This window comes from Nocardia sp. alder85J (assembly GCF_020176955.2).
Classification (GTDB): domain Bacteria; phylum Actinomycetota; class Actinomycetes; order Mycobacteriales; family Mycobacteriaceae; genus Nocardia.
Genome location: NZ_JAIUCZ020000004.1, coordinates 250,158 through 273,884 on the forward strand (window position 1 = coordinate 250,158; position 23,727 = coordinate 273,884).

Sequence of the window (23,727 nt, forward strand, 5' to 3'; positions counted from 1 at the left end):
GCAATCAGTTGTCGTAGAAGCTGAGTCGCTCGGACAGTTCGACGAAGATCAGCGCGACGATCCCGAACGCCAGGAAGAACAGCATCCCGGCGGCTGCGGCGGAGCCGGCGTCGAAGTTGCGGAATCCGAACTCGTACAACAGGTAATAGATGTTGGTGGTGGCGTCGCTGGGGCCGCCCTGGGTGAGGATGTCGATCACCGGATAGGTCCACTGCGCACCCAGCAGGATCGTCATCAGGGCCAGGAACACCAGCGTCGGCGACAGCAGCGGCAGGGTGATGCGCCGGAATATCCGTGCGGCGCTTGCCCCGTCGAGGGCGGCCGCGGCCGCGTAGTCGGGATTGATCCCGGCCAGCCCGGCCGACATCACCAGCACGCCGAAGCCGAGCATCTGCCAGCCGCAGATCGCCACGATCGCCCAGATCGCCATCGCCGTGCTGCGGAAGACGTTGCCCAGCTCCAGCCCGAAGTGCTGGGCCAGCACCGTGATGGTGCCGCCGTCCGGGGCGAACATCCACCGCCACACCGCACTGGTGGCGACCGGGGTGACCAGGAACGGCACGAAGATCAGCGCCTGGTAGCAGGTCCGGGCCCGGCCGCTGACCCGTTGCGAGAGCACCGCGATCAGCAGCGGCAGCACCAGTGAGAACACCATCAGCGCGGCGATGTAGACGCCGGTGTTGACCAGGGCCCGGTGCAGCTCCGGAAGTTGCACGACGGCACTGTAATTGGCGGTCCCGACCGGCTTCTTGGGCTGGCTGGGAATGAGATTCCAGCGGTAGAAGGACAATTGGAACGTCTCGCACAGCGGGGTGTAGACCCAGACCACCAGCATCGCCAGGGCGGGCAGCACATACAGGTAGGGCGCCAACGGGATCCGCCGCCACCACGGCCGGCCCCGGCGAACCGGGGCGGCCGTGGCGGCGGATGATTCCCGCGCGCCGCGCACGGCGACGAGCACGACTACCGGGCCGTCGCGGCGACCATGGCGGCGGTCTGCTCCTCCTGGCTCAGCGCCAGGAACTCCGAGATCCGGTCGGCCGGCATCTCGTAGAGCGTCGGGAAGTCGCCGACCGGCACCACCGAGTGCAGCACCCGGTCGCCGTAGACGTGCACCAGGTTGAACGACTGGCCGCCGTCCTGGCCGCGGGCCGCCGGGAACACCACGTTGAGGTCCTGGGTGTAGCAGGTGGCCGAGGCCACCGACACCGGGATGCCGGCGAAGGTGGACATCGTCGAATAGTGCAGGTGCCCACCGAGAATGGCGCGCACGTCGGAGCCCTCCAGGAGCTGCGCCAGCCGGTTCTGCTCGCGCAGCTCCACCAGGCCGATCAGGCCGATCGGGCTGGGCACCGGCGGGTGGTGCAGCGCCAGGATGGTGCCCTCGGGGGCGGGGGTGGCCAATTCGGCTGCCAGCCAGGTGAGCTGGGCCTCGTCGATCTCACCGTAGTGGTGGCCGAGCACGGTGCTGTCCAGCGCGATGATGCGCAGGCCGCCGACCCAGTGCACCCGGTCGATCGGATCGTCGGAGGGCTGCTCGTCGAGCAGGCCGACGCGGAAGGTCTGCCGGGTGTCGTGGTTGCCCATCACCCAGATCACCTGCGCGCCGAGCTCGGCGGCCACCGGCTCGACCATCGCGCGCAGCCGGTCGTAGGCGTCGGCGTCGCCGGTGTCGGCCAGGTCGCCGGTGAAGATGATCGCCTCGGGACGGGCGCCCGAGCGGGCGAAGTCGTCGAACACCCGGCGCAGGTTGGCGTCGCTGTCCACGCCGCCGTGCAGCAGTTCGCGACCGCCGACGAAATGGGTGTCGCTGATGTGCAGCAGGAAGTGCTCGGGCTCCGGGTACTGGGTGGAGGCGGAGGTCATCGGAGGGTCCCTTCGGTCGGATCGGTGGTGACGAGATGGTCGGTGAGCGCGGCGAATTCGTGTTCGCCGAGACCGTGGGCGGTGAGATAGCCGCGCACGGAACCGGATCGGTCGCGGATGCGCTCCAGGCTGTGGGTGAGCAGTGCCGCCGGGCTCCCGGCCAGGAAGCCGCGTGTGGCGTCGGTCGGCGGCATGCCGTAGTCGGCGGCCAGTCCGGCCAGTGCGCGGTCGGCCCACTCGCCGCCCAGATGCCGCTCGGTGACGGCATAGTCGGCGACGATGTCGGCGTCGGTGACGCCGACGGCGGCCAGTGTCAGCGCGATCACCAGGCCGGTGCGGTCCTTACCGGCCGTGCAGTGCACCACCGCCGGGCCCCCGGCGGCGGCGATCAGGCCGATCGCGTGGGCCAGTTGCGGGCCGCGCTCGTCGACGATGAAGTCGTAGACCTCGGTCAGCGACAGGTCCGGGCCGGTCGGCACGGCGTCGGCGGTGGATTCGAAGATCGGTGCGTGGTGCCGCACCGCGTCCAGGCCGTCGAGCAGGCTGGGCTCGCGGTCCCGCTCGGAGACCGTGCGCAGGTCGATCACGGTGCCGATGCGCAACTGCCGCAACAGGTCCCGGCCCGCGTCGGTCAACTCGTGCAGCGCGTCCGAGCGGTACAGCACGCCGGGCCGGATCCGGCCGTCGCCGGCCGGAATTCCGGCGACGTCGCGGAAATTGTAGGTGCCGTCCACAGGGATCCGGCCGCCGCGGGCCGGATCGCCGAGTTGTTCGGGGAGTTGGGTGACCATCGTCGTGTCCCTTACTTGTTCACCAGGTCCTGGGCGCGGCGCTGCGCGTCGGCCAGGGTGGCGTGCGGATCCTTGCCGAAGAAGACCGAGTCCTGGGTCGCCTTGTCGAGGATGGTGTCGATCTGGGTGTAGCTGTCGCCGGGGAAGCTGACCCACGGTTCGAGCCGGCTCAGCTGCTCCAGATTCGGCCGCACCAACGGGTTTCCGGCGGCCCAGGCGGCCAGCGGCCCGGCGCCCTCGGTCATCGACGGGCGCAGCGGCAGGTAGCCGATCTTCGTGGTGATCTGCTCGTAGGCGTGCGGGCTGGTCATGAACTTCATGAACTCCCAGGCGGCGCGCTGCTTGGCCGGATCCTTGGCGAACAGGAACAGCGCGGAGCCGGAATTGGTGGGGATCGCGGGCTTTCCGGTGAAGGCCGGCATCGGGGCGTCCTTCAGCGTCCAGTTCCCGGCCTTCGCACCGGACATGAACGTGCCCTGTAGCGCGGAGGTCTGGAGTTCGAAGGCGAGTGATCCGCCGCGGGCGAACTGCTCGTACTGGCTGCTGGAGTCCAGATTGGCCAGCACGCCCGAGTCGTACAGATCGCGCATCATGGCGACGGTGCCGACGGCGGGTTCCTCGCCGAACTGGATGGTCGTGCGGTCGGCGCTCAGCACCCGGCCGCCGTTGGAGCGCATCATGCCCTGCAGGCACCAGTTGCCGCCCGGGGTGCAGCCGATGCTCAGCGAGGGCTTGCCGGTCTTCGCGGTGACCGCCTGGGCGGCGGCCTTCACCTTGTCCCAGGTGGACAGGTCCGGGTTGTCACCCAGCCCGGCCTGGGCGGTCAGACTCGCGTTGTAGAACAGCACCGGGGTGGAGAACACGTACGGCAGGCCGTAGGTGCCGCCGTTCCAGTCGGCGAGGGTGGCGGCGTTCGGGCTGAACGGGTATCGGCCGCCGAAGTGCTCGGTCACCGCCTCCTTGCCGACCAGTTTGTCCAGCGGCTGCGCGCCGAGCTTGGTGACGGCGAAATCCAGGCTGTCGAAGGTCAACTGGGCGACGTCGGGCGGATTCCCGGCCAGCAGCTGGGTCTGCACGCTGCCCGCGGTGTTGGTGCCGACCACCGAGGCGCCCTGGGTGGGCTGGGCGTGCACGTGGATATTCGGGTGTGCCGCTTCGAAATCGGCGACCAGGCCCTTGACGGTGTCGGTCCAGACACCGGCCTGGAGCAGGTTGTAGGACTCGAAGGTGATCGAGACCTGCTGGGCGGGATCGAGTTCCGGTATCACCTGCTGATCGGAGCTGCCGGTGGTGGATCCGGTCGAACAGCCGGCCAGGGCGACGGTCGCCACCGCAGCCAGCGCGGCGAGACATCGGCGCATGGGTATCTCCTGAAATATGTTGCGTGACAAGATGTTCAGGCCGACACCAGATCGGTGGCGGCCGGGTTCGGCACCGGGTCCTCGACCCACTCCAGGCGGACGCCGGTGTCGCGGTCGAAGAGGTGGATCCGGTCCGGATCGGCGGCGAGGGTGATCGGGGCGCCCTCGGCGAGGGCGCCGGTGCGGGTGCCGCGCAGGGCGATCGGAGCCCCGGATTCGGTGCGGCAGTAGGCGATCTCCTCGTTGCCCAGGTTCTCGACGGTCTCGACGACGGCGTCGATCAGCACGCCGCGGTGGTCGGCGGAGCCGGTGGGCTGGACGGGGTACAGATGTTCCGGGCGCACCCCCAGCGTGATCGCCACCGGATCCAGCCGGCCCGGCCACAGCCGGCCGGAGATCCCGTCGGCGTTCACGAACACGTGCCCGGCGACCCCGGTGAGTTCGGCGTCGAGCAGGTTCATCGCCGGGCTGCCGATGAATTCGGCGACGAAGCGGGTCGCGGGCCGGTCGTACACCTCGGCGGGGGTGCCCACCTGTTCGATCCGCCCGTGGTCCAGGATCACGATCTTGGTGGCCATGGTCATGGCCTCGACCTGGTCGTGGGTGACGTACACGAAGGTGGCGCCGAGGCTGCGATGCAGGCCGGTGAGCTCGTGCCGGGTCGCGGTGCGCAGCTTGGCGTCCAGGTTCGACAGCGGCTCGTCCATCAGATAGGCGCGCGGATTGCGCACCAGGGCGCGGCCGACCGCGACGCGCTGCCGCTGGCCGCCGGACAACTCCCGGGGGCGGCGGTGCAGCAGGTGCGCGATGTCCAGCATCCGGGCGACCTCGGTGACCCGGCGCTCGATCTCCGCGCGGTCCGGGCGCGGGCCGCCGCCGCGGCGCGCGGTCAGCGGGAAGCTCAGATTCTTGGCCACCGTCAGGTGCGGGTAGAGCGCGTAGCTCTGGAACACCATGGCCAGATCCCTTCGGCGCGAAGGGGTCCGGGTGATATCGGTGCCGTCGACGGTGATGCTGCCCGCCGTCGGCTCCAGCAGTCCGGCCAGGATCCGCAGCAGCGTCGTCTTACCGCAGCCGCTGGGTCCCAGCAGGACCAGGAATTCGCCGTCGTCGATGGTCAGGGTGACGTCATCGACGGCGGTGACACCCTTGAAGGTCCGGGTCAAGCCCGCGATCTCGATCGTTCCCACACCAGCCTCATCACGTGAAATGAAATTTCATACATCTGCCCTTGTATGAATTTTCGGTACTAAACGGATGCTGGCCGAAGAAGATGAACGTCAGTCGTCCCGATGGAGAAAATTCGCTGGCGCGACGATGGACACTGTCGGGCCGCGCACCGGTGCCCGCTAGTGCGCGTCGGTCGTGCTCTGCGGCTCCTCGCCGACGAGGTTCAGCACCTGGTCCATGACGTGTTGCCGGCGTTCCGTGCCCATCTTCCGGGTCACCGCCGTATTCAGCACCGAGAGGAACAGCACCTGCACGGCCATCCCGGACGCGATGATGTACGACTCCGTGATCGTTTCGCCCGACCCCGCGACCAGCAGCAGATCGCTGTTCTCGCGCAGCCGCGAGCGGGCGTATCCGGTGACCCCGACGATCGTGGCCCCGGTGCCACGCGCGGCTGTGACCGCGTCCATGGTGACCGCGTTCTGGCCGCTGCTGCTCACCGCGACGAGCACATCGCCGGGGCCGAGGGTGCGGGCGCTGAGCTGCTGGGTCACCGAATCGGCGGGCGCCTCGCTGCCGCGTCCGGCGATGATCAGCAACAGCGCGAACGCCTGCGCGGCCGGACTGGAGCCGCCGTTGCCGACCACCAGCACCCGCCGAGCCTGCGCGATCGCGGCGGCGGCCCGATCGAATTCCGAATAGTCCAGTGCGCCGAGGGCATCGGACATGTTCTGCACCGCGGCGTCGAAGTGCGCCGGCGCCCAGTCCCGGCTGTCCGCGGCGTCCAGGCTCGAATTCCCCGCTGTCCGAGCCGCTCCCGTGTCCCGGATCAGCAACAGGCGCAGGTGCTGGAAACCCTTGAATCCCAAGTTCTTACAGGTCCGGATCACGGTCGCTGGTGAGGTGTTGGCCCGGGCCGCGACATCCGCGGCCGACAGCAGCGCCACCTCGTCGGCATGTTCGAGAAACTGCACGGCCACCCGCTGCTCGCTGGGCACCAGGGAGGGCAGCAGCGAACGGATGACGCTGAGCGTGCCGCCGACGGGCGGGGTGGTGGGCGTGATGCTCATGGATCGTGTCTAGCACCCGCCGGTGTACGGATTGCGCCGATCGCGTGCGCCGGGCTCCCGGATCGGCGCATGCAACACAATTGTTGCCATAGATTTGCTGCGCCCTGCCCCAGGGCGCGTCCGGCAACCCTACGATCGGAGTTCAGTTCCGGCTGTCGCGGACTTTGTTCGGGCTATTCGAGCGAGGGGAGCAAGGTGGCGATCGAAGTCGTTTCCTCGTCGATCATGACCAGTGATATGACCCGGCACATCGCCCGGTGCGTCGGAGGTGACCGCTGGGTCGTCTCCTGGCTGCCCGGCCGGACCCTGACCGGGCAACAGGCGGTCACGGCCATGAAGCTGGCCTCCCGGGGCGACCGGGAGCCCACCGACACCGAGTGGGCCGCCCTGGACACCATGGCGCTGGAACTCGGTCTCACCGGCCGGGAGGCGGTGCTGATGATCGCGGCCGAGGATCACGACATCCGACTGGCGCCGCAACGGCCGCGCCGCCGGACACCGTAATCCACCAGGGTGGATCCGCACGGGCGGATTCTCCCACTACCCTGGTATCTCGAGTGACCACCCTCGAGATCAGGAGCGCGATCGGTGTTCGAATCCCTGTCCGACCGGTTGGCCGGTGCCCTCAAGGACCTGCGTGGCAAGGGGCGCCTGTCACCGGCCGATATCGACGCGACCGCCCGGGAGATCCGGCTGGCGCTGCTCGAGGCCGACGTCGCGTTGCCGGTCGTCCGGACCTTCATCAACCGGATCAAGGAACGCGCCAAGGGCGCGGAGGTCTCCGGGGCGCTGAATCCGGCGCAGCAGGTGGTCAAGATCGTCAACGAGGAACTCGTCACGATCCTCGGCGGCGAGACCCGGCGGCTGCGACTGGCCAAGAATCCGCCCACGGTCATCATGCTGGCCGGTCTGCAAGGCGCCGGTAAGACCACGCTGGCCGGCAAGCTGGCGAAATGGCTCAGGGGCCAGGGCCACACGCCGCTGCTGGTGGCCTGCGACCTGCAACGACCCGGCGCGGTCACCCAGCTCCAGGTGGTCGGCGAGCGGGCCGGCGTGCCGGTGTTCGCACCCCACCCGGGCACCTCGGTCGGCGGCGGCGAGAACGCGCTCGGCGTGTCGGCCGCCGACCCGATCGAGGTCGCGAAGGCCGGTATCGAGGAGGCGAAGCAGCGGCACTACGACGTGGTCATCGTCGACACCGCCGGTCGCCTCGGCATCGACGAGGAGCTGATGCGGCAGGCCGCGGGCATCCGCGACGCCGTGCAGCCCGACGAGACGCTGTTCGTGCTCGACGCCATGATCGGCCAGGACGCCGTCACCACCGCCGAGGCGTTCCGCGACGGCGTCGGCTTCACCGGTGTCGTGCTGACCAAGCTCGACGGTGACGCCCGCGGTGGCGCGGCGCTGAGCGTGCGCGAGATCACCGGCCAGCCCATCCTGTTCGCCTCCACCGGTGAGAAGCTGGAAGATTTCGACGTCTTCCACCCCGACCGCATGTCCAGCCGGATCCTCGGCATGGGCGATCTGCTCACCCTCATCGAGCAGGCCGAACAGGTCTACGACGCACAGCAGGCCGAGGAGGCCGCGCGCAAGATCGGTTCCGGCGAGCTGACCCTCGAGGATTTCCTCGAGCAGATGCTCGCGATCCGCAAGATGGGCCCGATCGGCAACCTGCTCGGCATGCTGCCCGGCGCCGGCCAGATGAAGGACGCGCTGGCCCAGGTCGACGACCGGCAACTGGATCGGGTGCAGGCCATCATCCGCGGCATGACGCCGGGTGAGCGCGCGAATCCGAAGATCATCAACGCCTCCCGCCGCCTGCGCATCGCCAACGGTTCCGGCGTCGCGGTCTCCGAGGTCAACCAGCTGGTCGACCGCTTCTTCGAGGCGCGCAAGATGATGAGCGCCATGAGCCGTCAGTTCGGCATGCCGGGGGCGCGCGGCGGCACCAAGAAGAAGGGCGGCAAGAAGGGCAAGAAGGGCGGCCGTGGGCCCACCCCGCCGAAGGTGCGCGGCGGATTCCCGGGGATGCCCGGAATGCCGGGCCTGCCGCCCGGAATGCCCGCGGGCTTCCCGGACCTGTCCGATATGCCCGCCGGGCTCAATGAGCTGCCCCCCGGCCTCGAGGGTTTCGACCTGTCGAAGCTGAAGTTCCCGAAGAACTGAGCCGGATTGTTCCGCGGCGGAAGTGAATGCGTTTCCGCCGCGGGCATTTCGGCGGTGCCGGATCGCCGTCCCGCGCGGCGCGGATCGGGCACGCCTCGGAGGAGGCGGCCGGCTCGGCACGACAGCCGAGCGGGTATTCGCGCGCTCGACCCGCGTACCGGTCGCCGCCGTAGCTCATCACCTGCGGGCAGGCCGGAGGCCGGGAAGACCTGTCGGCGACCGCATCTCGGCCGACGGCGACTCGGTCGGAACAACCTGTTCCCGAAGTGTTTCGGCGTGTGCCGACATGCGGTCCGGGCAGCGCTGCCGACGGTCGGCAATCGCGGCCGACGACCGCCCAAGAATGGATAGCCGAAGTGTTGCTGAATGGGGTGGCGCACTGCTGAAGTCCCCTGCGCGCTCGCTGCGGCGGCGGCTCAGGCGCTGTCGGCCACCGGGCGGCGGCGGCGCCGGCCGCGGGCGATGAGTTCGGGGTCGAATTCGGTGGTGGACCACTGCGCGGCGAGTGTGATGCTCGGGCCGCGGCCCGCGGCGATGTGGGCGAAGGCGCTCGCGGCGGCGGCCTCGGTGGCGCCGGCCGCGATCAGGGTGAACAGGGCCTCGTGTTCGGAGCACTGTTCGGCGGCGTCGCGGGAGGCGGTGAGGCGGAACAGCCATTCGGTGCGGGCCGCCAGCGGGCGCATCAGGGTGTTCAGCAAGGGATTCCCGGCCAGTTCGATGATCCCGGCGTGGAAGGCGGCATTGGCCCCGGCGATCCGCTGGGCGTCGCCGGAGGCGGTGGCCGCGCGGGCCTGTTTCAGCAGCGCCGACAGCGGTTCGACCGAGGCGGGCGTGGCATTGCTCGCGGCCAGCCGGGCGGCCAGCGACTCCAGGGATTCCCGCACATCGAACAGGTCGCGGACGTCGGCGGGGGTGAACGGGGCGACCAGCGCGCCCTTGCCGGGGACCAGCAGCACCAGTCCCTCGGCGGCCAGCACGCGCAGCGCCTCGCGCAGCGGAATACGGGAAACTTGCAGTTCGGCGGCCAGATCGCGCTCGACCAACCGCTGTCCGGGCCGCAGCTCCACGCCGATGATGCGTTGCTTGATCGACTCGTAGGCGTGGTCGCGCAGAGATCCTGGTGCCGTCACGACATTCCACACTAGCTTCGCCGCAGAGTGGTTTTCGCGCTCGAAACACAGCTGGAACGCGGCCGCCACACCCGACCCCGAGAGTTAACGGTATACCACTAACTGGAGGTCGGTCGTGGACACTGCCCTGGAGCTCACCGGAGTCGGCACATCGTTCGGCGCGGTGCGGGCGCTGTCGGAGGTGGACATCACGGTCCGCCGCGGCGAGGTGCACTGCGTGCTCGGCGAGAACGGCGCCGGGAAGTCGACGCTGTGCAACCTCGTCTACGGCTCGGCGACGCCCGACACCGGTGCGATGCGGCTGTTCGGCGAGCCGTACCGGCCGCGCCGTCCCGCCGACGCGCTGCGTCGCGGAATCGCCATGGTGCACCAGCATTTCAGCCTGGTGCCGACCCTGACGGTCGCCGAGAACCTGCTGCTGGGCCCGGCCGCCCGGCTGCGCCCCCGGCGCGCCGAACTGACCGCCCGGCTGTCCGCGATCACCGCCGAATACGGCCTGCGGGTCGACCCCGCCGCCCGCGTGGACACTCTCTCGGTCGGCGAACGCCAGACCATCGAGATCGTGAAATGTCTACTGGCCGAACCGAACCTGGTACTGCTGGACGAACCCACCGCCGTCCTCGGCCCGGCCGAGGTGACCGCCCTGCTGGACACCTGCCGCCGGATCGCCGCCGCCGGTCGCGCGGTCGTGCTCATCACCCACAAACTGGGCGAGATCGAACGCGTCGCCGACACCGCCACCGTCCTGCGCGGCGGCCGCGTCGCCGGCTCCGGCCCCCTCACCGACTTCACCCGCGACGACCTGGTCGGCCTCATGGTCGGCGGCCGCCTCGCCGACCTGGATCCCCTTCTGGTCCTGGGTGATTCACCACCCCCCACCGCCGCAGCCGGGCCCCCGGCCGGCGCGGCGGCTGCCGGTGTGACCGCTGCGACGGCAGCTGCGCCGGTGCTGCGGGTCGAGGGGTTGCGGTTGGTTCGGGGGGATGGGGCGGCCCTGCTGGATGGGCTGGAGCTCGAGGTGCGGGCGGGGGAGATCGTCGGGATCGCGGGGGTGGCGGGGAACGGGCAGAGTGAGCTGGTCGCGGTGCTCAGTGGGGCGCGGCGGCCGGATGCGGGGCGGGTCGAGTTCGGCGGGCGGGAGATCACGCAGGCGAATGTGGCTGTGCGGACTGCCGCGGGGCTCGGGGTCATTCCGGAGGATCGGCATCACGAGGGGTGTATCCCGGCGATGAGTGTCGCCGAGAACCTCTGCCTGGGTCGGCTGCATCGGTGGCGGCGGCGCGGGTTGCTGGATCGGCGGGGGTTGCGTGATACCGCGGCGGCCGCGATCGCGGCGCACGGGATCCGGGCCGCCTCGCCGGATGCGCCGATGCACACCCTGTCCGGCGGCAATCAGCAAAAGGTGGTGGTGGCAAGGGAATTGGCGCTGGACCCGCTGCGCTGCCTGATCGCCGCCCAGCCGACGCGCGGTCTGGATCTCGGTGCGGTGGACGCCGTCCTGACGCAGTTGCGCGGCGCGGCGGCCGCGGGTGCGGCGGTGCTGCTCGTCTCGCACGAGCTGCCGGAACTGCTGGCGCTGTGCGACCGCATCCTCGTCGCCTATCGGGGCCGGCTGCTCGGGCCGGTCGACCCCGCCGCCGGGCAGGCGGCCGACGCCATCGCCCGCCTGATGCTGGGGGCCGCGGCATGAGCGGCCGGGGGCGCCGGTGGGAGCGGAGCATGACCACGCAGGTCTCTCGCTCGGGCGCCCCAGCGGGAGTGGGGCGTAACCACGCAGGTTCGCCGCTCGTGCCCGGTAGGCACGGCATGAGTGCCGACCGCCGCCGGAATTCGATGTCTCGATGGGAAGGAAGGTGCCGGTGATGTCGTCGGAGACGGCCGTGGACCGGCCGCGAGTGCGGGCATGGCCGCCGGAGAAGTGGCCGCTGCGTGAGTGGTCGCTGAAAAAGACACGCGGGCAGGGTGTGTCGCGGGATTTCTGGGTGTACGGCGCTGCGGTGGCGGCGGCCGCCGTGGTCGGCGTGCTGCTGGCGGCCGGTAGCGGGGCGGCGCCGGGGGCGGCGGGGAAAGCCTTGTGGGACGGCATGTTCGGGTCGTCATACGGATTCGGTAGCGCGTTGAACACCGCGGCCGTGCTGGCGTTGATCGCCACCGGGTTCACCGCCGCGCATCGGGCGGGGCTGGTGAACGTGGGGGCGGAAGGGCAACTGGCGCTGGGAGGTATCGCCGCGACGGCGGTCGGGGTGCATCTGCCGGACGGGGCGCCGCCGCTGGTCGCGGCGCCGCTGGTGCTGGTGGCCGGGTTCGCCGCCGGTGCGTTGTGGGCCGGGATCGCCGCGTGGCTGCGGGTGTGGCGCGGCACCAGCGAGGTCATCACCACCTTGCTACTGAATTTCGTGGGGCTGGGCCTGGTGTCGCTGGCCGTGCACGAGACCGCGCTGCTGCGGCAGCCGGTCACCTCGGTGGAGACGCTGCCGCAGTCGAAGCAGCTGGCGACCGGGGCACGGCTGCCGCTGCTCGGGCTGCCGCAGTCGCCGGCCACGATCGCCGTGGTGGTGGCGCTGGTCGCGCTGGTGGTCACCGCGATCGTGGTGCGGCGCACCGCCACCGGGGTGCGGCTGGCCGCGGTCGGGCATTCGGAGGCGGCCGCGGCGCGGCTGGGGCTGCCGGTCACCCGGTTGCGGGTGGCGGCGCTGGCCACCGCGGGCGGGCTCGCGGGTGTGGCGGGGGCGGGGCTGGTGGCGACGGTGCCGTTCGTGCTGGCCGAGAACTTCACCTCCGGTTACGGTTTCGCCGGTCTGGTGGTGGGTCTGCTGGCGCGCGGCAGTCTGGTCGCGGTCGGCGGGATCGCGCTCGCCTTCGGCCTGCTCACCACCGGTGGCATCAATCTGCAAGTGGCGGCGGCGGTTCCGGCGTCCTCGGTGCAGGTGGTGCAGAGCGTGCTGATCCTGTGCGTCGCGGGTGCGGTGGTGTTCCGGCAACGGCGCTTCCGGCGTGGCAAGGCGGAGGCGGCGGCATGAGCGCCACCGGGGAACTGCTGGACGGCGGTGTGCGGCTGGCGATTCCGCTGCTGCTGGGGTCGGCGGGCGAACTGGTCAGCGAGCGCGCGGGAGTGCTGAACCTCAGCCTCGAGGGCATGATGCTGGTCGGTGCGTTCGCCGGTGCGGTGGGCGCGCACGCCACCGGCAGCCCGAGCGGATCGCAGTGGGCTGCCGGTCGTCGCGTGGCGCTGGCTGGCGGGGCTGCTGGTCGGCGCGACCTCGGGCCTGGCCGGTGCCCACCTGGCCCTCGCCGATGTGCACGCGTTCACCGACAACCTCACCGGCGGTGCGGGTTACCTCGCGGTGGTCGCCGTCATCGCCGGCCGCTGGCGGGCCTGGCCCACGGCGCTGGCCTGCGTGTTCTTCGGGCTGGCCGAGGCGTTGCAGTTCGCCGCGCCCGCCCTGGGCCTGCACCTGCCGACCGCGGTGCTGGTCATGTCCCCGTATCTGCTGGCGGTGCTGGCGGTCAGCGGGCTGGTCGGCGCGAGCCGCTCGCCCGCCGCCCTCACCCGTCCCTTCGCCCGAGAGGCCCGTTGACGATGACCCTCGTCCTGACCAGATCCGATGTGCTGGCGCTGATCAGCCTGCCGGAGGTGATCGCCGCGGTGGGCCGCGCGCACGCCGACCTCGCGCGCGGCACGGCGGTGCAGCCCGCGCCCGCGGTGATGCGACTGCCCGGCTCGGACTCGGCCTTCCTCGCGATGCCCGCGATCTCCGGTCCGGCCGGGCTGGCCACGGTGAAGCTGCTGGCCGACATCCCCGGCAATCGCGAGCGTGACCTGCCGGTGCAACGTTCCGCGATCCTGGTGCTGTCCGCGGCGGACGGTTCCTGTACGGCGCTGCTCGACGGCGGCACGGTCACCCGGTTCCGCACCGCCGCGGCCTCCGCGGTGGCCACCGCCGCCCTGGCCCGCCCGGACAGCCGGGTGCTGGGCCTGATCGGCGCCGGCGGGCTGGCGCACACCCACGTGGCGGCGCTGCGCGCGGTGCTGCCGTTCGACCGGATCGTGGTGTGGAGCCGCGCCGCGGCCAGCGCGCGCGCCTTCGCCGACGAAACCGGTGCGGAGCCGGTCGATTCCGCGGAGGAGGCGGTGCGGGCGGCGGACGTGCTGTGCACGCTCACCCCGGCGCGCGAGCCGGTGGTGCGCGGGGCCTGGTTCCGGCCCGGATTGCACGTCAACGCGGTCGGAGCGCCACCGCGTGCCGATCACCGTGAGATCGACAGCGACGGAATGCGTTTCGCGCGGGTCGTGGTCGACAGCCGGGCCACGGCGCTGGGGGAGTCCGGGGATGTGCTGATCCCGTTGCGGGAGGGCGCCTTCGGGCCGGAACACGTCGGCGACGAACTGGGGGAGGTGCTGATCGGCGCCAAGCCCGGTCGCAGCGGCGTGGATCAGGTCACCCTCTACAACTCCCTGGGGGTCGGCCTCCAGGATCTGGCCGCCGCCCGGCTGCTGATCGACGCCGCCCGCGACCGCGGGATCGGCACCGAGATCGATCTGATCGGATGACCGGCGATGTCACTGTTGCTGTGTAACGCGGTGCCCTGGGGAGCGGCCGCCCCGGCCGACGTCACGGTCGAGTCGGGCCGGATCACCGGAATCGGCGGCCCCGCCCCGGCCGGCGCCGAGCTCGTGGACCTGAGCGGATGCGTCCTGCTCCCCGGGTTCGTCGACGCGCACTGCCACCTGGACAAGACGCTGTGGGGCGGCCCGTGGGTGCCCAACCCCGCCGGTTCCCGGCTCGCGGACAAGATCGCGTACACCCGGGCCGGTCGCGCGGAACACGGTGTGCCCTCGGTGGATCGGATCGCCGCGCTGCTCGAGCGGATGGCCGCGGCGGGCACCACGCGGGTCCGCACCCACACCGATGTGTCGCCGGAGTTCGGGCTCGACGGTGTGCACGCGGTGCGGGCGGCCGCCGAGCGGCTGGCCGATCGGATCACCGTGCAGCAGGTGATCTTTCCGCAGTACGGCCTGCTGACCAATACCGGCACCGCGGAACTGATGGAACAGGCGCTGAGAATCGGTGCGGCACAGGTGGTCGGCGGTATCGACCCGGCCGGGGTGGATCGCGATCCGGTGCGGCACCTGGACGTGGTGTTCGGGCTGGCCACCACCTGGGACGTGCCCATCGATCTGCACCTGCACGATCGGGACACGCTGGGCGCCTGGGAATTCGAGCTGATCATCGAGCGCACCCTGGCCACCGGCATGCAGCACCGGGTCACGATCGGCCACGGTTTCGCGCTCGGCGATGTCGCCGCCGACCGGCAGGGCGAGCTGATCGTCGGGCTCGCCGAGGCCGGGATCGCGCTGGCAACCTGCGCGGCGCACAACGATCCGCTGCTGCCACTGGACCGGCTGCGCGCCGCGGGCGTGACCGTGGCCGCCGGCAGCGACGGCATCCGCGACCTGTGGTCGCCCTACGGCGACGGCGACATGCTGCGCCGGGCCCACCGGCTGGCCGAGCGGATGTCCTACTGCGCCGATTTCGAGATCGAATCCGCCCTGACCGCAGCGACTTTCGGGGGCGCGCAGGCGTTGCGGCTGGAGGATTACGGGCTGCGGCCCGGAGCGCGCGCCGATCTCGTCGCAGTGCCGGCCCGCACCGTCGCCGAGGCCGTAGTGAGCTGCCCGCCGCGGCGAATGGTGTTGCGCGCCGGGCAGTTCCAGCCGGACATCGCCACCGCACCCGGTTCCGATGCGGTGCCGGGTGCGGCCGCGCCGTGACCGGTGCGGCACGTCGCCACCCGGTGACATCGCCGAAACCGGCCGGAAATCGGCACCCCGTCAGATTAATGGCATACCGTTAACCCTCTCGCGGAAAGCACGATCATGAAGAAGCTCGCCGTCGCCGTCCTGACCCTCGCCCTCGGTACCTCGGTCGCCGCATGCGGCAGCAACTCCACCCCGACCGCCGCCGGGGGCGCGCTGAAGGTCGGGGTGATGTTCCCCGGCTCGCTGTCCGACGACGGCTTCATGCAGTCCGGCTACCAGGGCTACCAGCGGATCGAGCAGACGCTCGGCGGCAAGGTCGCGCTCACCAAGGCCGAACAGGTCGCCACCGCCGACTACCAGCAGACCCTCACCCGGCTGGCCACCACCTCGCAGCTGGTGGTCTCCTTCGGCGGCCAGACCGATTCGGTGCTGCGACAGGTCGCGCCGAGCTTCCCGCAGGTGAAGTTCGTCGAGATCGGCGGGCCGTCGGACGCCGCGCCGCTGGCCAACCTCGCCTACTACGACCCGGCGCAGGCCGACGGCGGTTATCTGGCCGGTGCCTACGCCGCCCTCAGCAGCAAGACCGGCAAGGTGGCCTTCGTCGGCGGCCAGGAGCTGCCCGCGATCGTCAAGACCGCCAAGGCATTCGAGGCCGGGGCCAAGCGGGTGAAGCCCGGCGTCACCGTGCTGCCACCGCAGTACGTCGGCGATTTCAACGACGTCGCCAAGTCCGAGCAGGCCGGGCAGGCCGATATCGGATCCGGTGCGGACGCCTTCGGCCAGCAGCTGAACCTCGGCAAACAGGGCCTGGCCCGGGCCGCCAAGCAGGGCAACGCGACGGTGGTGGGCGGCCCGCTGGTCAAGGACTGCGGCTCCGAGCCGGGTATCTCCGGGTACGTGAAGGAGGACACCGGCGCCGAACTCGAATACGCCGTGAACGCGGTGCTCGGCGGCACCTTCACCGCCGCCCAGGTGCCCTTCGGTGTCGCCTCGCCGACCGGTGCCACCGGCATCACGCTGTGCGGGGCCGACCCGCAGACCGCCGCGGCCATCGACCAGGTGCGCAAGGATCTGGCCGCGGGCACCGTGAACCTGGGCGGCTGAGCACACAATGCATCCGGCCTGTCGGCCCGGGCGGCCGGCCTGCCGCGCATCCGGCGGCACGGGTGCTCGGGTGATCGCCGCCGCCGGATCGCGGCGGCTGTGCACCGGTCGGCCCCGGCCGCCGCGGACCGGGCGGCCCGCTCGGACCGGCTCGCCGGCCGCCGACCGGGCGGTCCGCCCGGAGTGGGTGCGCGATCCGATCGGGGCGATCTTGCTCGTGACCCCGGCCCGCTGTCGCAGTAGGTTGGTCGGTGCGACGGCGAATCAGGAGGCGGCATGCGGGTGCATCTGCGAGGTGTGGTTCTTCCCGAGGACGAGGTCCGCGACCTGTGGATCCACGACGGGGTCGTCTCGTTCGAACCCGTCCGGGACGCCGACACGCTGTGCACCTCGGGCTGGATCGTGCCCGGTCTGGTCGACGCGCACTGTCACGTCGGCATCCGGTACGGCGGCGGGCACGAGGATCACGACGGCGCCGTCGCCCAGGCCGAGATCGAACGCGACGCGGGTGCGTTGCTGCTGCGTGACGCCGGCTCGCCGATCGACACCCGCTTCATCGACGACCACCCCGAACTCCCGGAGATCATCCGCGCGGGCCGGCACATCGCCCGGCCCAAGCGCTACATCCGGGAGCTCGGCATCGAACTCGACGACGAGCGCGACCTGCCCGCCATCGTCGCCGAGCAGGCGCGACGCGGCGACGGCTGGGTGAAGATCGTCGGCGACTGGATCGACCGGTCCGTCGGTGATCTGGCCCCGCTGTGGAGCGACGCGATCCTGAAGGAGGCCATCGACGCCGCGCACGGCGAGGGCGCCCGGGTCACCGCGCACGTCTTCGGCGAGGCCGCGCTGCCGGGCCTGATCACCGCCGGGATCGACTGCCTGGAACACGGCACCGGGCTCACCGACGAGACGGTCGAGTTGATGGTGCGATACGGCACCGCGCTGGTCCCGACCCTGATCAACATCGACACCTTCCCGGAGATCGCGGACGGGGCCGGGAAGTTCCCGGCGTACGCCGCGCACATGCGGGACCTGCACCGGCGCGTCCGCGACACGGTGGCGAACGCGCATGCCGCCGGGGTGCCGATCTACGCGGGTACCGACGCGGGCGGTGGCATCCGGCACGGCCGCGTCGCCGACGAGATCGAGTCGCTGGCGCATGCGGGCCTGTCGCGCACCGAGGCGCTGGGCGCGGCCTCGTGGCGGGCCCGCGAGTGGCTGGGCCGCCCCGGCATCGAGCACGGCGCCTCCGCCGACCTGGTCGTCTACACCGAGGACCCACGCAACGGCCGGGACGTGCTGGCCGCCCCCGCCTGGGTGGTGCTGCGCGGCCGGGTGTACGACCGCCGCGACCCGGTCACCGCGCACCGCTGAGATCGGCCGGCCGACGTTCACCGGACAGCGCGGCAACTCGTCGCGGCGGCCCGGCACGCGGCGACCACCAGCCGATCGGCTGCCTCGCACCGGCGGTCGCTGGTTCGGCACATCGCACCCGACCGGCCGGTCGGCGCCCGGTGCCGGCCGTGTTCCGGCCCGGTTTCGGGCCGATTTCCGCGCGTACGGAGTGGTCTGGCAGAATGAACGACCGTCCTCGTCCGAGGACAGTGTCAGCCCGTCTCCGGTTCCGTACCGCGCGGCGGTCACACACTCTCGCAAAACCGGGCCCGCTTTCCGAGCGGGCTGCTGAATTGCGCCGTGACCAACCGGCCGTCCTCGCGACGGCCACCACCGAAAGGCATCAGCTCATGGCTGTCCGTATCAAGCTCACCCGGCTCGGCAAGATCCGCAACCCCCAGTACCGCATCGTGGTCGCCGACGCCCGCACCCGCCGCGACGGCCGGGCCATCGAGTCGGTCGGCAAGTACCACCCGAAGGAGGAGCCCTCGCTGATCGAGGTCGACTCCGAGCGCGTGCAGTACTGGCTGGGCGTCGGCGCGCAGCCCACCGAGCCCGTGAAGCGGCTGCTGGAGATCACCGGCGACTGGCAGAAGTTCAAGGGCCTGCCGGGCGCCGAGGGCACCCTGAAGGTCAAGCCGGCCAAGCCCTCCAAGCTGGAGCTGTTCAACGCCGCGCTGGCCGCCGCCGACAGCGAGCCGATCGCCGAGGCCGTGACGCCGAAGAAGAAGGCCGCCAAGAAGGAAGAGACCGAGGCGCCCGCCGAGGCGACCGAGGCTGCCGAGTAATGAGTGCGGTCGTCGCCGATGCCGTCGAGCACCTGGTGCGCGGCATCGTCGCCAATCCCGAGGACGTCCGCGTCGAGCTGATCACCAGCCGGCGCGGCCGCACCGTCGAGGTGCACGTGCACCCGGACGATCTGGGCAAGGTGATCGGGCGCGGCGGTCGCACCGCGACCGCGTTGCGCACCCTCGTCGCCGGCATCGGTGGCCGGGGTATCCGGGTCGACGTGGTCGACACGGACCAATAGTGGAACTGGTCGTCGGGCGGGTCGCCAAATCGCACGGGGTGCGCGGCGAACTCGTCGTCGAGGTGCGCACCGACGAACCCGAGCTGCGTTTCGCGCCCGGCATCACCCTGCGGGGGCGGCTGCCGCGCGCGAAGGCCACGCAGCCGTACACGATCGAGTCGGCCCGGGATCACTCGGGCCGGCTTCTCGTGTATCTGCACGGTGTTTCGGACCGGACCGCCGCGGATGCGTTGCGCGGCATGCTGTTCGTGGTCGACTCGGCCGAACTGCCGCCGTCGGCGGATCCGGACGAGTACTACGATCACGAACTCGAGGGCCTCACCGTGCGCCTGCTCGGTGACGACACCGTCGTCGGCACGGTCACCGAGGTGCTGCATTCGGCTGCGGGCGAACTGCTTTCGGTGCGCGCCGCCGACGACGGCCGGGAGATCCTGATCCCGTTCGTCACCGCCATCGTGCCGACCGTCTCGATCGCGGACCGGCTGATCGTCGTCGATCCGCCCGAGGGCCTGCTCGAGCCGGAAGGCCTGCCGGACAAGGAGTGAGGATGCCGGACCCGGACGGGGACGGGGCGGCGCCGCTGCGCCTGGACGTGCTGACCATCTTCCCCGAATATCTGGAGCCGTTGCGAACGGCCTTGCTGGGCAAGGCGATCGACAAGGGCATCGTGTCGCTCGGCGTGCACGACCTGCGCCGGTGGACCCACGACGTGCATCAGGCCGTCGACGATTCGCCGTACGGCGGCGGGCCCGGCATGGTCATGAAACCCACCGTCTGGGGCGACGCGCTGGACGAGGTGTGCCCCGACGAGGCGCTGCTGGTGGTCCCGACCCCCGCCGGTGTCCCGTTCACCCAGGTCACCGCGCGGCGCTGGGCCGCCGAACGGCATCTGGTCTTCGCCTGCGGCCGCTACGAGGGCATCGACCAGCGCGTCTTCGAGGACGCCGCGCGGCGGGTACGGGTCGAGGAGGTGAGCATCGGCGACTATGTGCTCATCGGCGGTGAGGCCGCGGTGCTGGTGATCGCCGAGGCCGTGGTCCGGCTGATACCCGGCGTGCTCGGCAATCAGCAGTCGCACCAGGAGGATTCGTTCTCGGGGACCGACGCGGAGCCGGAGACGCTCGGCCTGCTGGAGGGCCCCAGCTACACCCGCCCGGTCAGCTGGCGCGGGCTGGATGTGCCGGAGATCCTGCTCTCCGGCAATCACGCCAAGGTCGCCGCCTGGCGACGGGAGCAGGCGCTGGCCCGTACCCGGGACCGCCGGCCGGACCTGTTGCCGCCGCTACAGTAGGCACAGCTGGGTCGCCCTGTTGACCGCGTTGAGCCGGGACCGCACGTGCAGTTCGAGGTAGATGTTGGTCAGGTGGCGTTTCACCGTCCCCTCGGAGATGTGCAGTTTCGTCGCGATCTGCGCATTGCTCAACCCCTGCGCGACCAGGCGCAGCACATCGAGCTGCCGCGCCGACAGCGGTCCGGGCGTCGGACGGCCCCACTGCGCCAGCGTGTTCCGCGGCACCGACAGCACGACCTGTTCCTCGCTGCTGCCGACCGTGCGGACGGCGGCCAGCAGTTGTCCCCGCGTGGTGTTCGTGGAGATGTAGGCGTGCGCGCCGAGCGCGACGAGTTCGGCGATCAGTCCCGGATTGTGGTGCCCCCCGAGCATCGCGACCTTCGGCGCCGAGGGGATGCGCAACATGGTCGACACCAGCTCCCCGGGCCGCGGGCCCGGCATCCCCACATCGAGCAGCACCACGTCCGGATGTTCCCGCAGGGCCAGCGCGACCGCGGCACGACCGTTGTCGGCCTGGCCGACGACCGTCAGATCCGGTTCGGCATCGCAGATCTCGGCGAGGCCCTCGCGGAACAGGGTGTGGTCGTCGGCGACCAGAAGGCGGATCGGGCGCGGGGAATCGGCCTCGCCGGGAACGGTTTCCCGGGGCGGCAGCGGCAGCGGAAACGAACGCACCTCGGCCACACGTCCTTTCAGCACAGGTCGAAGAACTTGTCGAGCACCCGAGCGCCGAAGCGTACGGCGTCGACGGGCACCCGCTCGTCGACGCCGTGGAACGCCGCCGGGAAATCGAAATCGCCGAGGAGCCGCAGTGGTGCGAAACCGAAGCAGGCGATGCCGAGACGGCTGAAGTGCTTGGCGTCGGTGCCCGCGGGCAGCAGGTAGGGGACCAACCCGCTGCCCGGGTCCTCGGCGGCGAGGCTGGCCGCCATCGCATCGGTCAAGGGGACATCGAAGGGTGTTTCGACGGCATCCTCGCGAAGGATGATCTCGCACTCCGTGTCCGGACCGGCGAGTCGCCGCAGCTCCGCGACGAACTGCTCCTCGAAGCCGGGCACGAACCGGCAGTCGATCTCCGCGGTCGCCGCACTGGGTATCACATTGGTCTTGTTCCCGGCGGCGAGCCGGGTCGGGGAGGCGATATCGCGCAGCGTCGCGCCGACCATCCGCTCGAGCGGGGCGATCGCCTTCAGCAACGGCGCCGGATCGGCCGGATCGAAGGTCTCGTCCAGTTCGGCGGCCAGGGCTTCGAACAGCATGCGGGTGGATCCGGTGATGCGCACCGGGAACCGGTGCCGGCCGATCCGCTCCACCACCTCGGCCAGTTCGACGACGCTGTTGCGCGGGTTCAGCATCGAGGCGTGCCCGGCGACGCCCGCGGTCGTCAGCCGGAACCAGGCGACCCCCTTCTCCGCACTCTGTATCAGATAGAGCCGGCGGCCGGTGGGCAGTGTCGCGGAATATCCGCCGACCTCGCCGATGGCCTCGGTGCAGTCGGTGAACAGCTCCGGCCGGTGGTCCACCAGCCAGCGGGCGCCGTACTTCCCGGCGTTCTCCTCGTCGGCGAGGAAGGCGAGCACGACGTCCCGCGCCGGTGGGCGCCCGGCCCGCATCCGGGCCCGGATCACCGCGAGCACCTGGGCGGCGAAATATTTCATGTCCACCGCGCCGCGACCCCACAGGTAGCCGTCGGCGATCTCCCCGCTGAGCGGATGGAACCGCCACAGCGCGGGTTCCGCGGGCACCACGTCGGTGTGCGCGTGGACCAGCAGCGCCGGGCGGCCCCGGTCGACCGCCTCCCAGCGCGCGACGACCGTGGTGCGGCCCGGCCGCGGCTCGATGATCTCGACCGGCAGGCCGACCTCGCCGAGCCGCGCCGCGATGTACTCCGCGGCCACCCGCTCACCGGGGCCGCTGTCGTCGCCGTAATTGGACGTGTCGATGCGCATCAGATCGTGGCACAGCGTGACGGCCTCGTCCTCGAGGGATGGGACTGCGGTCATGACTGGTCCTCTCGGGGGAAATGCTGTCGGCTACCGATGTTCGACGGGCAGTGGCTCGGTCGCGGGGGCCGCACGGACCGGCGCCGTGGCCTCCAGTGACCGTCCGGTCGTCGGCGGCCCGAGCAGCAGCACGTCGACGACCAGCACGGCCAGCGCGATCGCGACGATCACGAACACGAAGCCGGTGCCGACCGACAACGCGGGGATGAGGATGTAGGGCAGCGCCGCCGTGGTCAGGCGGCTCACCGAGTACGCGGCGCCCGCACCGGTCGCGCGGATCGCGGTCGGGTACACCTCGGGAAGGTAGATGTGGAAGGCGTTGGAGTAGATGTTGCTGACGACGGTGAAGGCGAAACCCCAGCCGACCACGGCCGCCGGTGACCCGGCGTAGCCGAACAGCAGCCCCGCCACCGCCATCCCGGTCGCGGTGGTCGCGATCAGCAGCTTCCGTTCGACGCGTTCGATGACGAACAGCGACAACACCGACCCGATCGGATAGCCGATGTAGGTCAGCGAGAGGTAGGTCAGCGAGCCGACGACGGAATAGCCCTTGGCGACCAGTACCAGGGTGGCGATCGTGCCGAATCCGTAGTAGCCGAACGCCGATCCGACGTTCATCACCCAGGCCATCACCGTGCGGCGGGCGTAGCCGGCGCTGAACAGGATCCGTACCGGAACGTGGTGCGGCGGGGCGACGGTGATCGGTTCCGGTTCCGGCAGTGGTCTGCCGCGGTCGCGGGCCATCTGCTCCCAGCCGGAGGTGATGGCGTCGGCTTCCGCGGTGCGGCCGACGGATTCCAGCCAGCGCGGCGATTCCGGGAGCGCCCACCGCAGCGCCCAGATCAGCACCGCGCCGACCGCTCCGGCGAAGAACATCCAGCGCCAGCCGTGCACCCCGAACGGCGACAGCGGCACCAGCCAGCGGGCGAGGAATCCGGCGGCGGGCACGCCGAGCAGGCCGAGGGTGTAGGCCACGGCGATGAATCGGCCCCGGACCTTCGCCGGCAGCAGATCCGACAGATAGGTGTCGGCGAGCGCGAGTTCGGCGCCGAGGCCCATACCGGCGAGGAATCGCGACAGCACCAGCACGGTCACATTCGGCGACAGACCGCCGATCAGCGTGAATATCGAATAGGCGGCGAGATTCACCAGGAATGCCCGCCGCCGGCCCAGCCGGTCCGCGATCCGGCCCAGCAGCAGCGCGCCGAGGAACTGGCCGACGAATCCGCTGGCGAGCACCGCCTTCAGCGTATCGGCGCCGAGGTGGAACTCCTTCTTCAGCACCACCGACAACGTGCCGGAGAGGAAGACGTCGTAGGTGTCGAAGAACAGGCCCAGGCCGATGCACACCACGGCCACCACGTGCACCCGGATGATCGGCATCCGGTTCAGCCGCGCGGCGATCGTGGGCGGCGAGATTCCGCCGCTCGGAGCCGGTGGAGCAGGACTGTCGAGCATCGGTGGATCCGCCTTTCGGGGCGCCGGTGGATCGGGCGACATCAACGTGCATTTCGCAGCTGTAAAAACTTTCGAAATATCGTGCCAACCGCTGGACGTCATTGTGCTGACGATCGACCTCGGTTAGA

Annotated in this window: 24 protein-coding genes; 14 read left to right on the forward strand and 10 right to left on the reverse strand. The window is 70.9% G+C overall.

The features are described 5' to 3' along the window. Positions 1–4: 4 nt before the first annotated feature. The 6 genes from LBW94_RS17125 to LBW94_RS17150 form a co-directional block, all read right to left on the reverse strand. On the reverse strand, positions 5–961 hold the full coding sequence (locus LBW94_RS17125; RefSeq protein WP_416276906.1) for a carbohydrate ABC transporter permease: 957 nt from the start codon (positions 959–961) through the stop codon (positions 5–7). 2 nt (positions 962–963) lie between these two features. After that, complete coding sequence (locus LBW94_RS17130) at positions 964–1,866, reverse strand: phosphodiesterase (protein WP_225057629.1); 903 nt, start codon at positions 1,864–1,866, stop codon at positions 964–966. After that, on the reverse strand, positions 1,863–2,657 hold the full coding sequence (locus tag LBW94_RS17135) for a tyrosine-protein phosphatase (protein ID WP_225057628.1): 795 nt from the start codon (positions 2,655–2,657) through the stop codon (positions 1,863–1,865). Before LBW94_RS17135 ends, LBW94_RS17130 begins: the two co-directional genes overlap by 4 nt. Positions 2,658–2,668: 11 nt before the next feature. Beyond that, positions 2,669–4,018, reverse strand: a complete 1,350-nt coding sequence (locus LBW94_RS17140) for an ABC transporter substrate-binding protein (protein ID WP_225057627.1) — start codon at positions 4,016–4,018, stop codon at positions 2,669–2,671. Positions 4,019–4,053: 35 nt separating this feature from the next. Next, the gene (locus LBW94_RS17145) at positions 4,054–5,208 is read right to left on the reverse strand and encodes an ABC transporter ATP-binding protein (protein WP_225057626.1); all 1,155 of its coding nucleotides are present in this window, start codon (positions 5,206–5,208) and stop codon (positions 4,054–4,056) included. A 159-nt stretch (positions 5,209–5,367) separates the two neighbouring features. Further along, positions 5,368–6,258, reverse strand: a complete 891-nt coding sequence (locus tag LBW94_RS17150) for a MurR/RpiR family transcriptional regulator (RefSeq protein WP_225057625.1) — start codon at positions 6,256–6,258, stop codon at positions 5,368–5,370. Positions 6,259–6,483: 225 nt separating this feature from the next. Between LBW94_RS17150 and LBW94_RS17155 the strand changes: the two genes are divergently transcribed. Together LBW94_RS17155 and ffh are read left to right on the forward strand one after the other, a co-directional pair. Next, positions 6,484–6,762, forward strand: a complete 279-nt coding sequence (locus LBW94_RS17155) for a hypothetical protein (protein ID WP_225057624.1) — start codon at positions 6,484–6,486, stop codon at positions 6,760–6,762. Between the two features lie 84 nt (positions 6,763–6,846). Continuing rightward, positions 6,847–8,424 carry a signal recognition particle protein gene (gene ffh / locus LBW94_RS17160; protein ID WP_225057623.1) on the forward strand — a complete coding sequence of 526 codons (1,578 nt, stop codon included), beginning with the start codon at positions 6,847–6,849 and terminating at the stop codon, positions 8,422–8,424. 416 nt (positions 8,425–8,840) lie between these two features. Here ffh and LBW94_RS17165 read toward each other — a convergent pair whose 3' ends face one another. Beyond that, positions 8,841–9,554: a GntR family transcriptional regulator gene (locus tag LBW94_RS17165; protein ID WP_225057622.1), complete on the reverse strand. Its 714-nt coding sequence runs from the start codon at positions 9,552–9,554 to the stop codon at positions 8,841–8,843. Positions 9,555–9,669: 115 nt separating this feature from the next. Here LBW94_RS17165 and LBW94_RS17170 point away from each other — a divergent pair, with 115 nt between their 5' ends. From LBW94_RS17170 to trmD, 11 genes are all read left to right on the forward strand, one after another. Beyond that, positions 9,670–11,244: an ABC transporter ATP-binding protein gene (locus LBW94_RS17170; protein ID WP_225057621.1), complete on the forward strand. Its 1,575-nt coding sequence runs from the start codon at positions 9,670–9,672 to the stop codon at positions 11,242–11,244. A 274-nt stretch (positions 11,245–11,518) separates the two neighbouring features. After that, positions 11,519–12,574, forward strand: coding sequence for an ABC transporter permease (locus LBW94_RS17175; RefSeq protein WP_225057690.1), 1,056 nt, complete (start codon positions 11,519–11,521; stop codon positions 12,572–12,574). Between the two features lie 129 nt (positions 12,575–12,703). Beyond that, on the forward strand, positions 12,704–13,132 hold the full coding sequence (locus LBW94_RS17180; protein ID WP_225057620.1) for a hypothetical protein: 429 nt from the start codon (positions 12,704–12,706) through the stop codon (positions 13,130–13,132). A gap of 2 nt (positions 13,133–13,134) precedes the next feature. After that, complete coding sequence (locus LBW94_RS17185; protein WP_225057619.1) at positions 13,135–14,106, forward strand: ornithine cyclodeaminase family protein; 972 nt, start codon at positions 13,135–13,137, stop codon at positions 14,104–14,106. Positions 14,107–14,112: 6 nt separating this feature from the next. Next, on the forward strand, positions 14,113–15,327 hold the full coding sequence (locus LBW94_RS17190) for an amidohydrolase (protein WP_225057618.1): 1,215 nt from the start codon (positions 14,113–14,115) through the stop codon (positions 15,325–15,327). Between the two features lie 105 nt (positions 15,328–15,432). After that, a complete protein-coding gene (locus tag LBW94_RS17195) occupies positions 15,433–16,419 on the forward strand; it encodes a BMP family ABC transporter substrate-binding protein (protein WP_225057617.1) in 987 nt (328 codons plus the stop codon). Positions 16,420–16,695: 276 nt separating this feature from the next. Continuing rightward, positions 16,696–17,796, forward strand: a complete 1,101-nt coding sequence (locus tag LBW94_RS17200; RefSeq protein WP_225057616.1) for an amidohydrolase family protein — start codon at positions 16,696–16,698, stop codon at positions 17,794–17,796. Between the two features lie 371 nt (positions 17,797–18,167). After that, positions 18,168–18,605 (forward strand): 30S ribosomal protein S16, encoded by a 438-nt coding sequence (rpsP, locus tag LBW94_RS17205; protein WP_225057615.1) that lies wholly within the window; start codon positions 18,168–18,170, stop codon positions 18,603–18,605. Beyond that, positions 18,605–18,847, forward strand: a complete 243-nt coding sequence (locus tag LBW94_RS17210) for an RNA-binding protein (RefSeq protein WP_225057614.1) — start codon at positions 18,605–18,607, stop codon at positions 18,845–18,847. Before rpsP ends, LBW94_RS17210 begins: the two co-directional genes overlap by 1 nt. Continuing rightward, entirely contained in the window at positions 18,847–19,392 is a 546-nt protein-coding gene (rimM, locus tag LBW94_RS17215) for a ribosome maturation factor RimM (protein WP_225057613.1), read from the forward strand. Before LBW94_RS17210 ends, rimM begins: the two co-directional genes overlap by 1 nt. A gap of 35 nt (positions 19,393–19,427) precedes the next feature. Further along, the gene (trmD, locus tag LBW94_RS17220) at positions 19,428–20,138 is read left to right on the forward strand and encodes a tRNA (guanosine(37)-N1)-methyltransferase TrmD (protein ID WP_225057689.1); all 711 of its coding nucleotides are present in this window, start codon (positions 19,428–19,430) and stop codon (positions 20,136–20,138) included. On the opposite strand, the gene LBW94_RS17225 is transcribed toward trmD, so the two are convergent. From LBW94_RS17225 to LBW94_RS17235, 3 genes are read right to left on the reverse strand one after another with little or no spacing between them, the layout of a single operon-like run. Further along, positions 20,130–20,813 (reverse strand): response regulator transcription factor, encoded by a 684-nt coding sequence (locus LBW94_RS17225; protein ID WP_225057612.1) that lies wholly within the window; start codon positions 20,811–20,813, stop codon positions 20,130–20,132. The genes trmD and LBW94_RS17225 overlap by 9 nt on opposite strands. Positions 20,814–20,830: 17 nt before the next feature. Then, positions 20,831–22,141 (reverse strand): M20/M25/M40 family metallo-hydrolase, encoded by a 1,311-nt coding sequence (locus LBW94_RS17230; protein WP_225057611.1) that lies wholly within the window; start codon positions 22,139–22,141, stop codon positions 20,831–20,833. 30 nt (positions 22,142–22,171) lie between these two features. After that, a complete protein-coding gene (locus LBW94_RS17235) occupies positions 22,172–23,524 on the reverse strand; it encodes an MFS transporter (RefSeq protein ID WP_225057610.1) in 1,353 nt (450 codons plus the stop codon). On the opposite strand from LBW94_RS17235, the gene LBW94_RS17240 reads away from it, so the two are divergent. Then, the gene (locus LBW94_RS17240; RefSeq protein WP_225057609.1) at positions 23,514–23,726 is read left to right on the forward strand and encodes a hypothetical protein; all 213 of its coding nucleotides are present in this window, start codon (positions 23,514–23,516) and stop codon (positions 23,724–23,726) included. The genes LBW94_RS17235 and LBW94_RS17240 overlap by 11 nt on opposite strands. The last annotated feature ends 1 nt before the right edge of the window (position 23,727 follow it).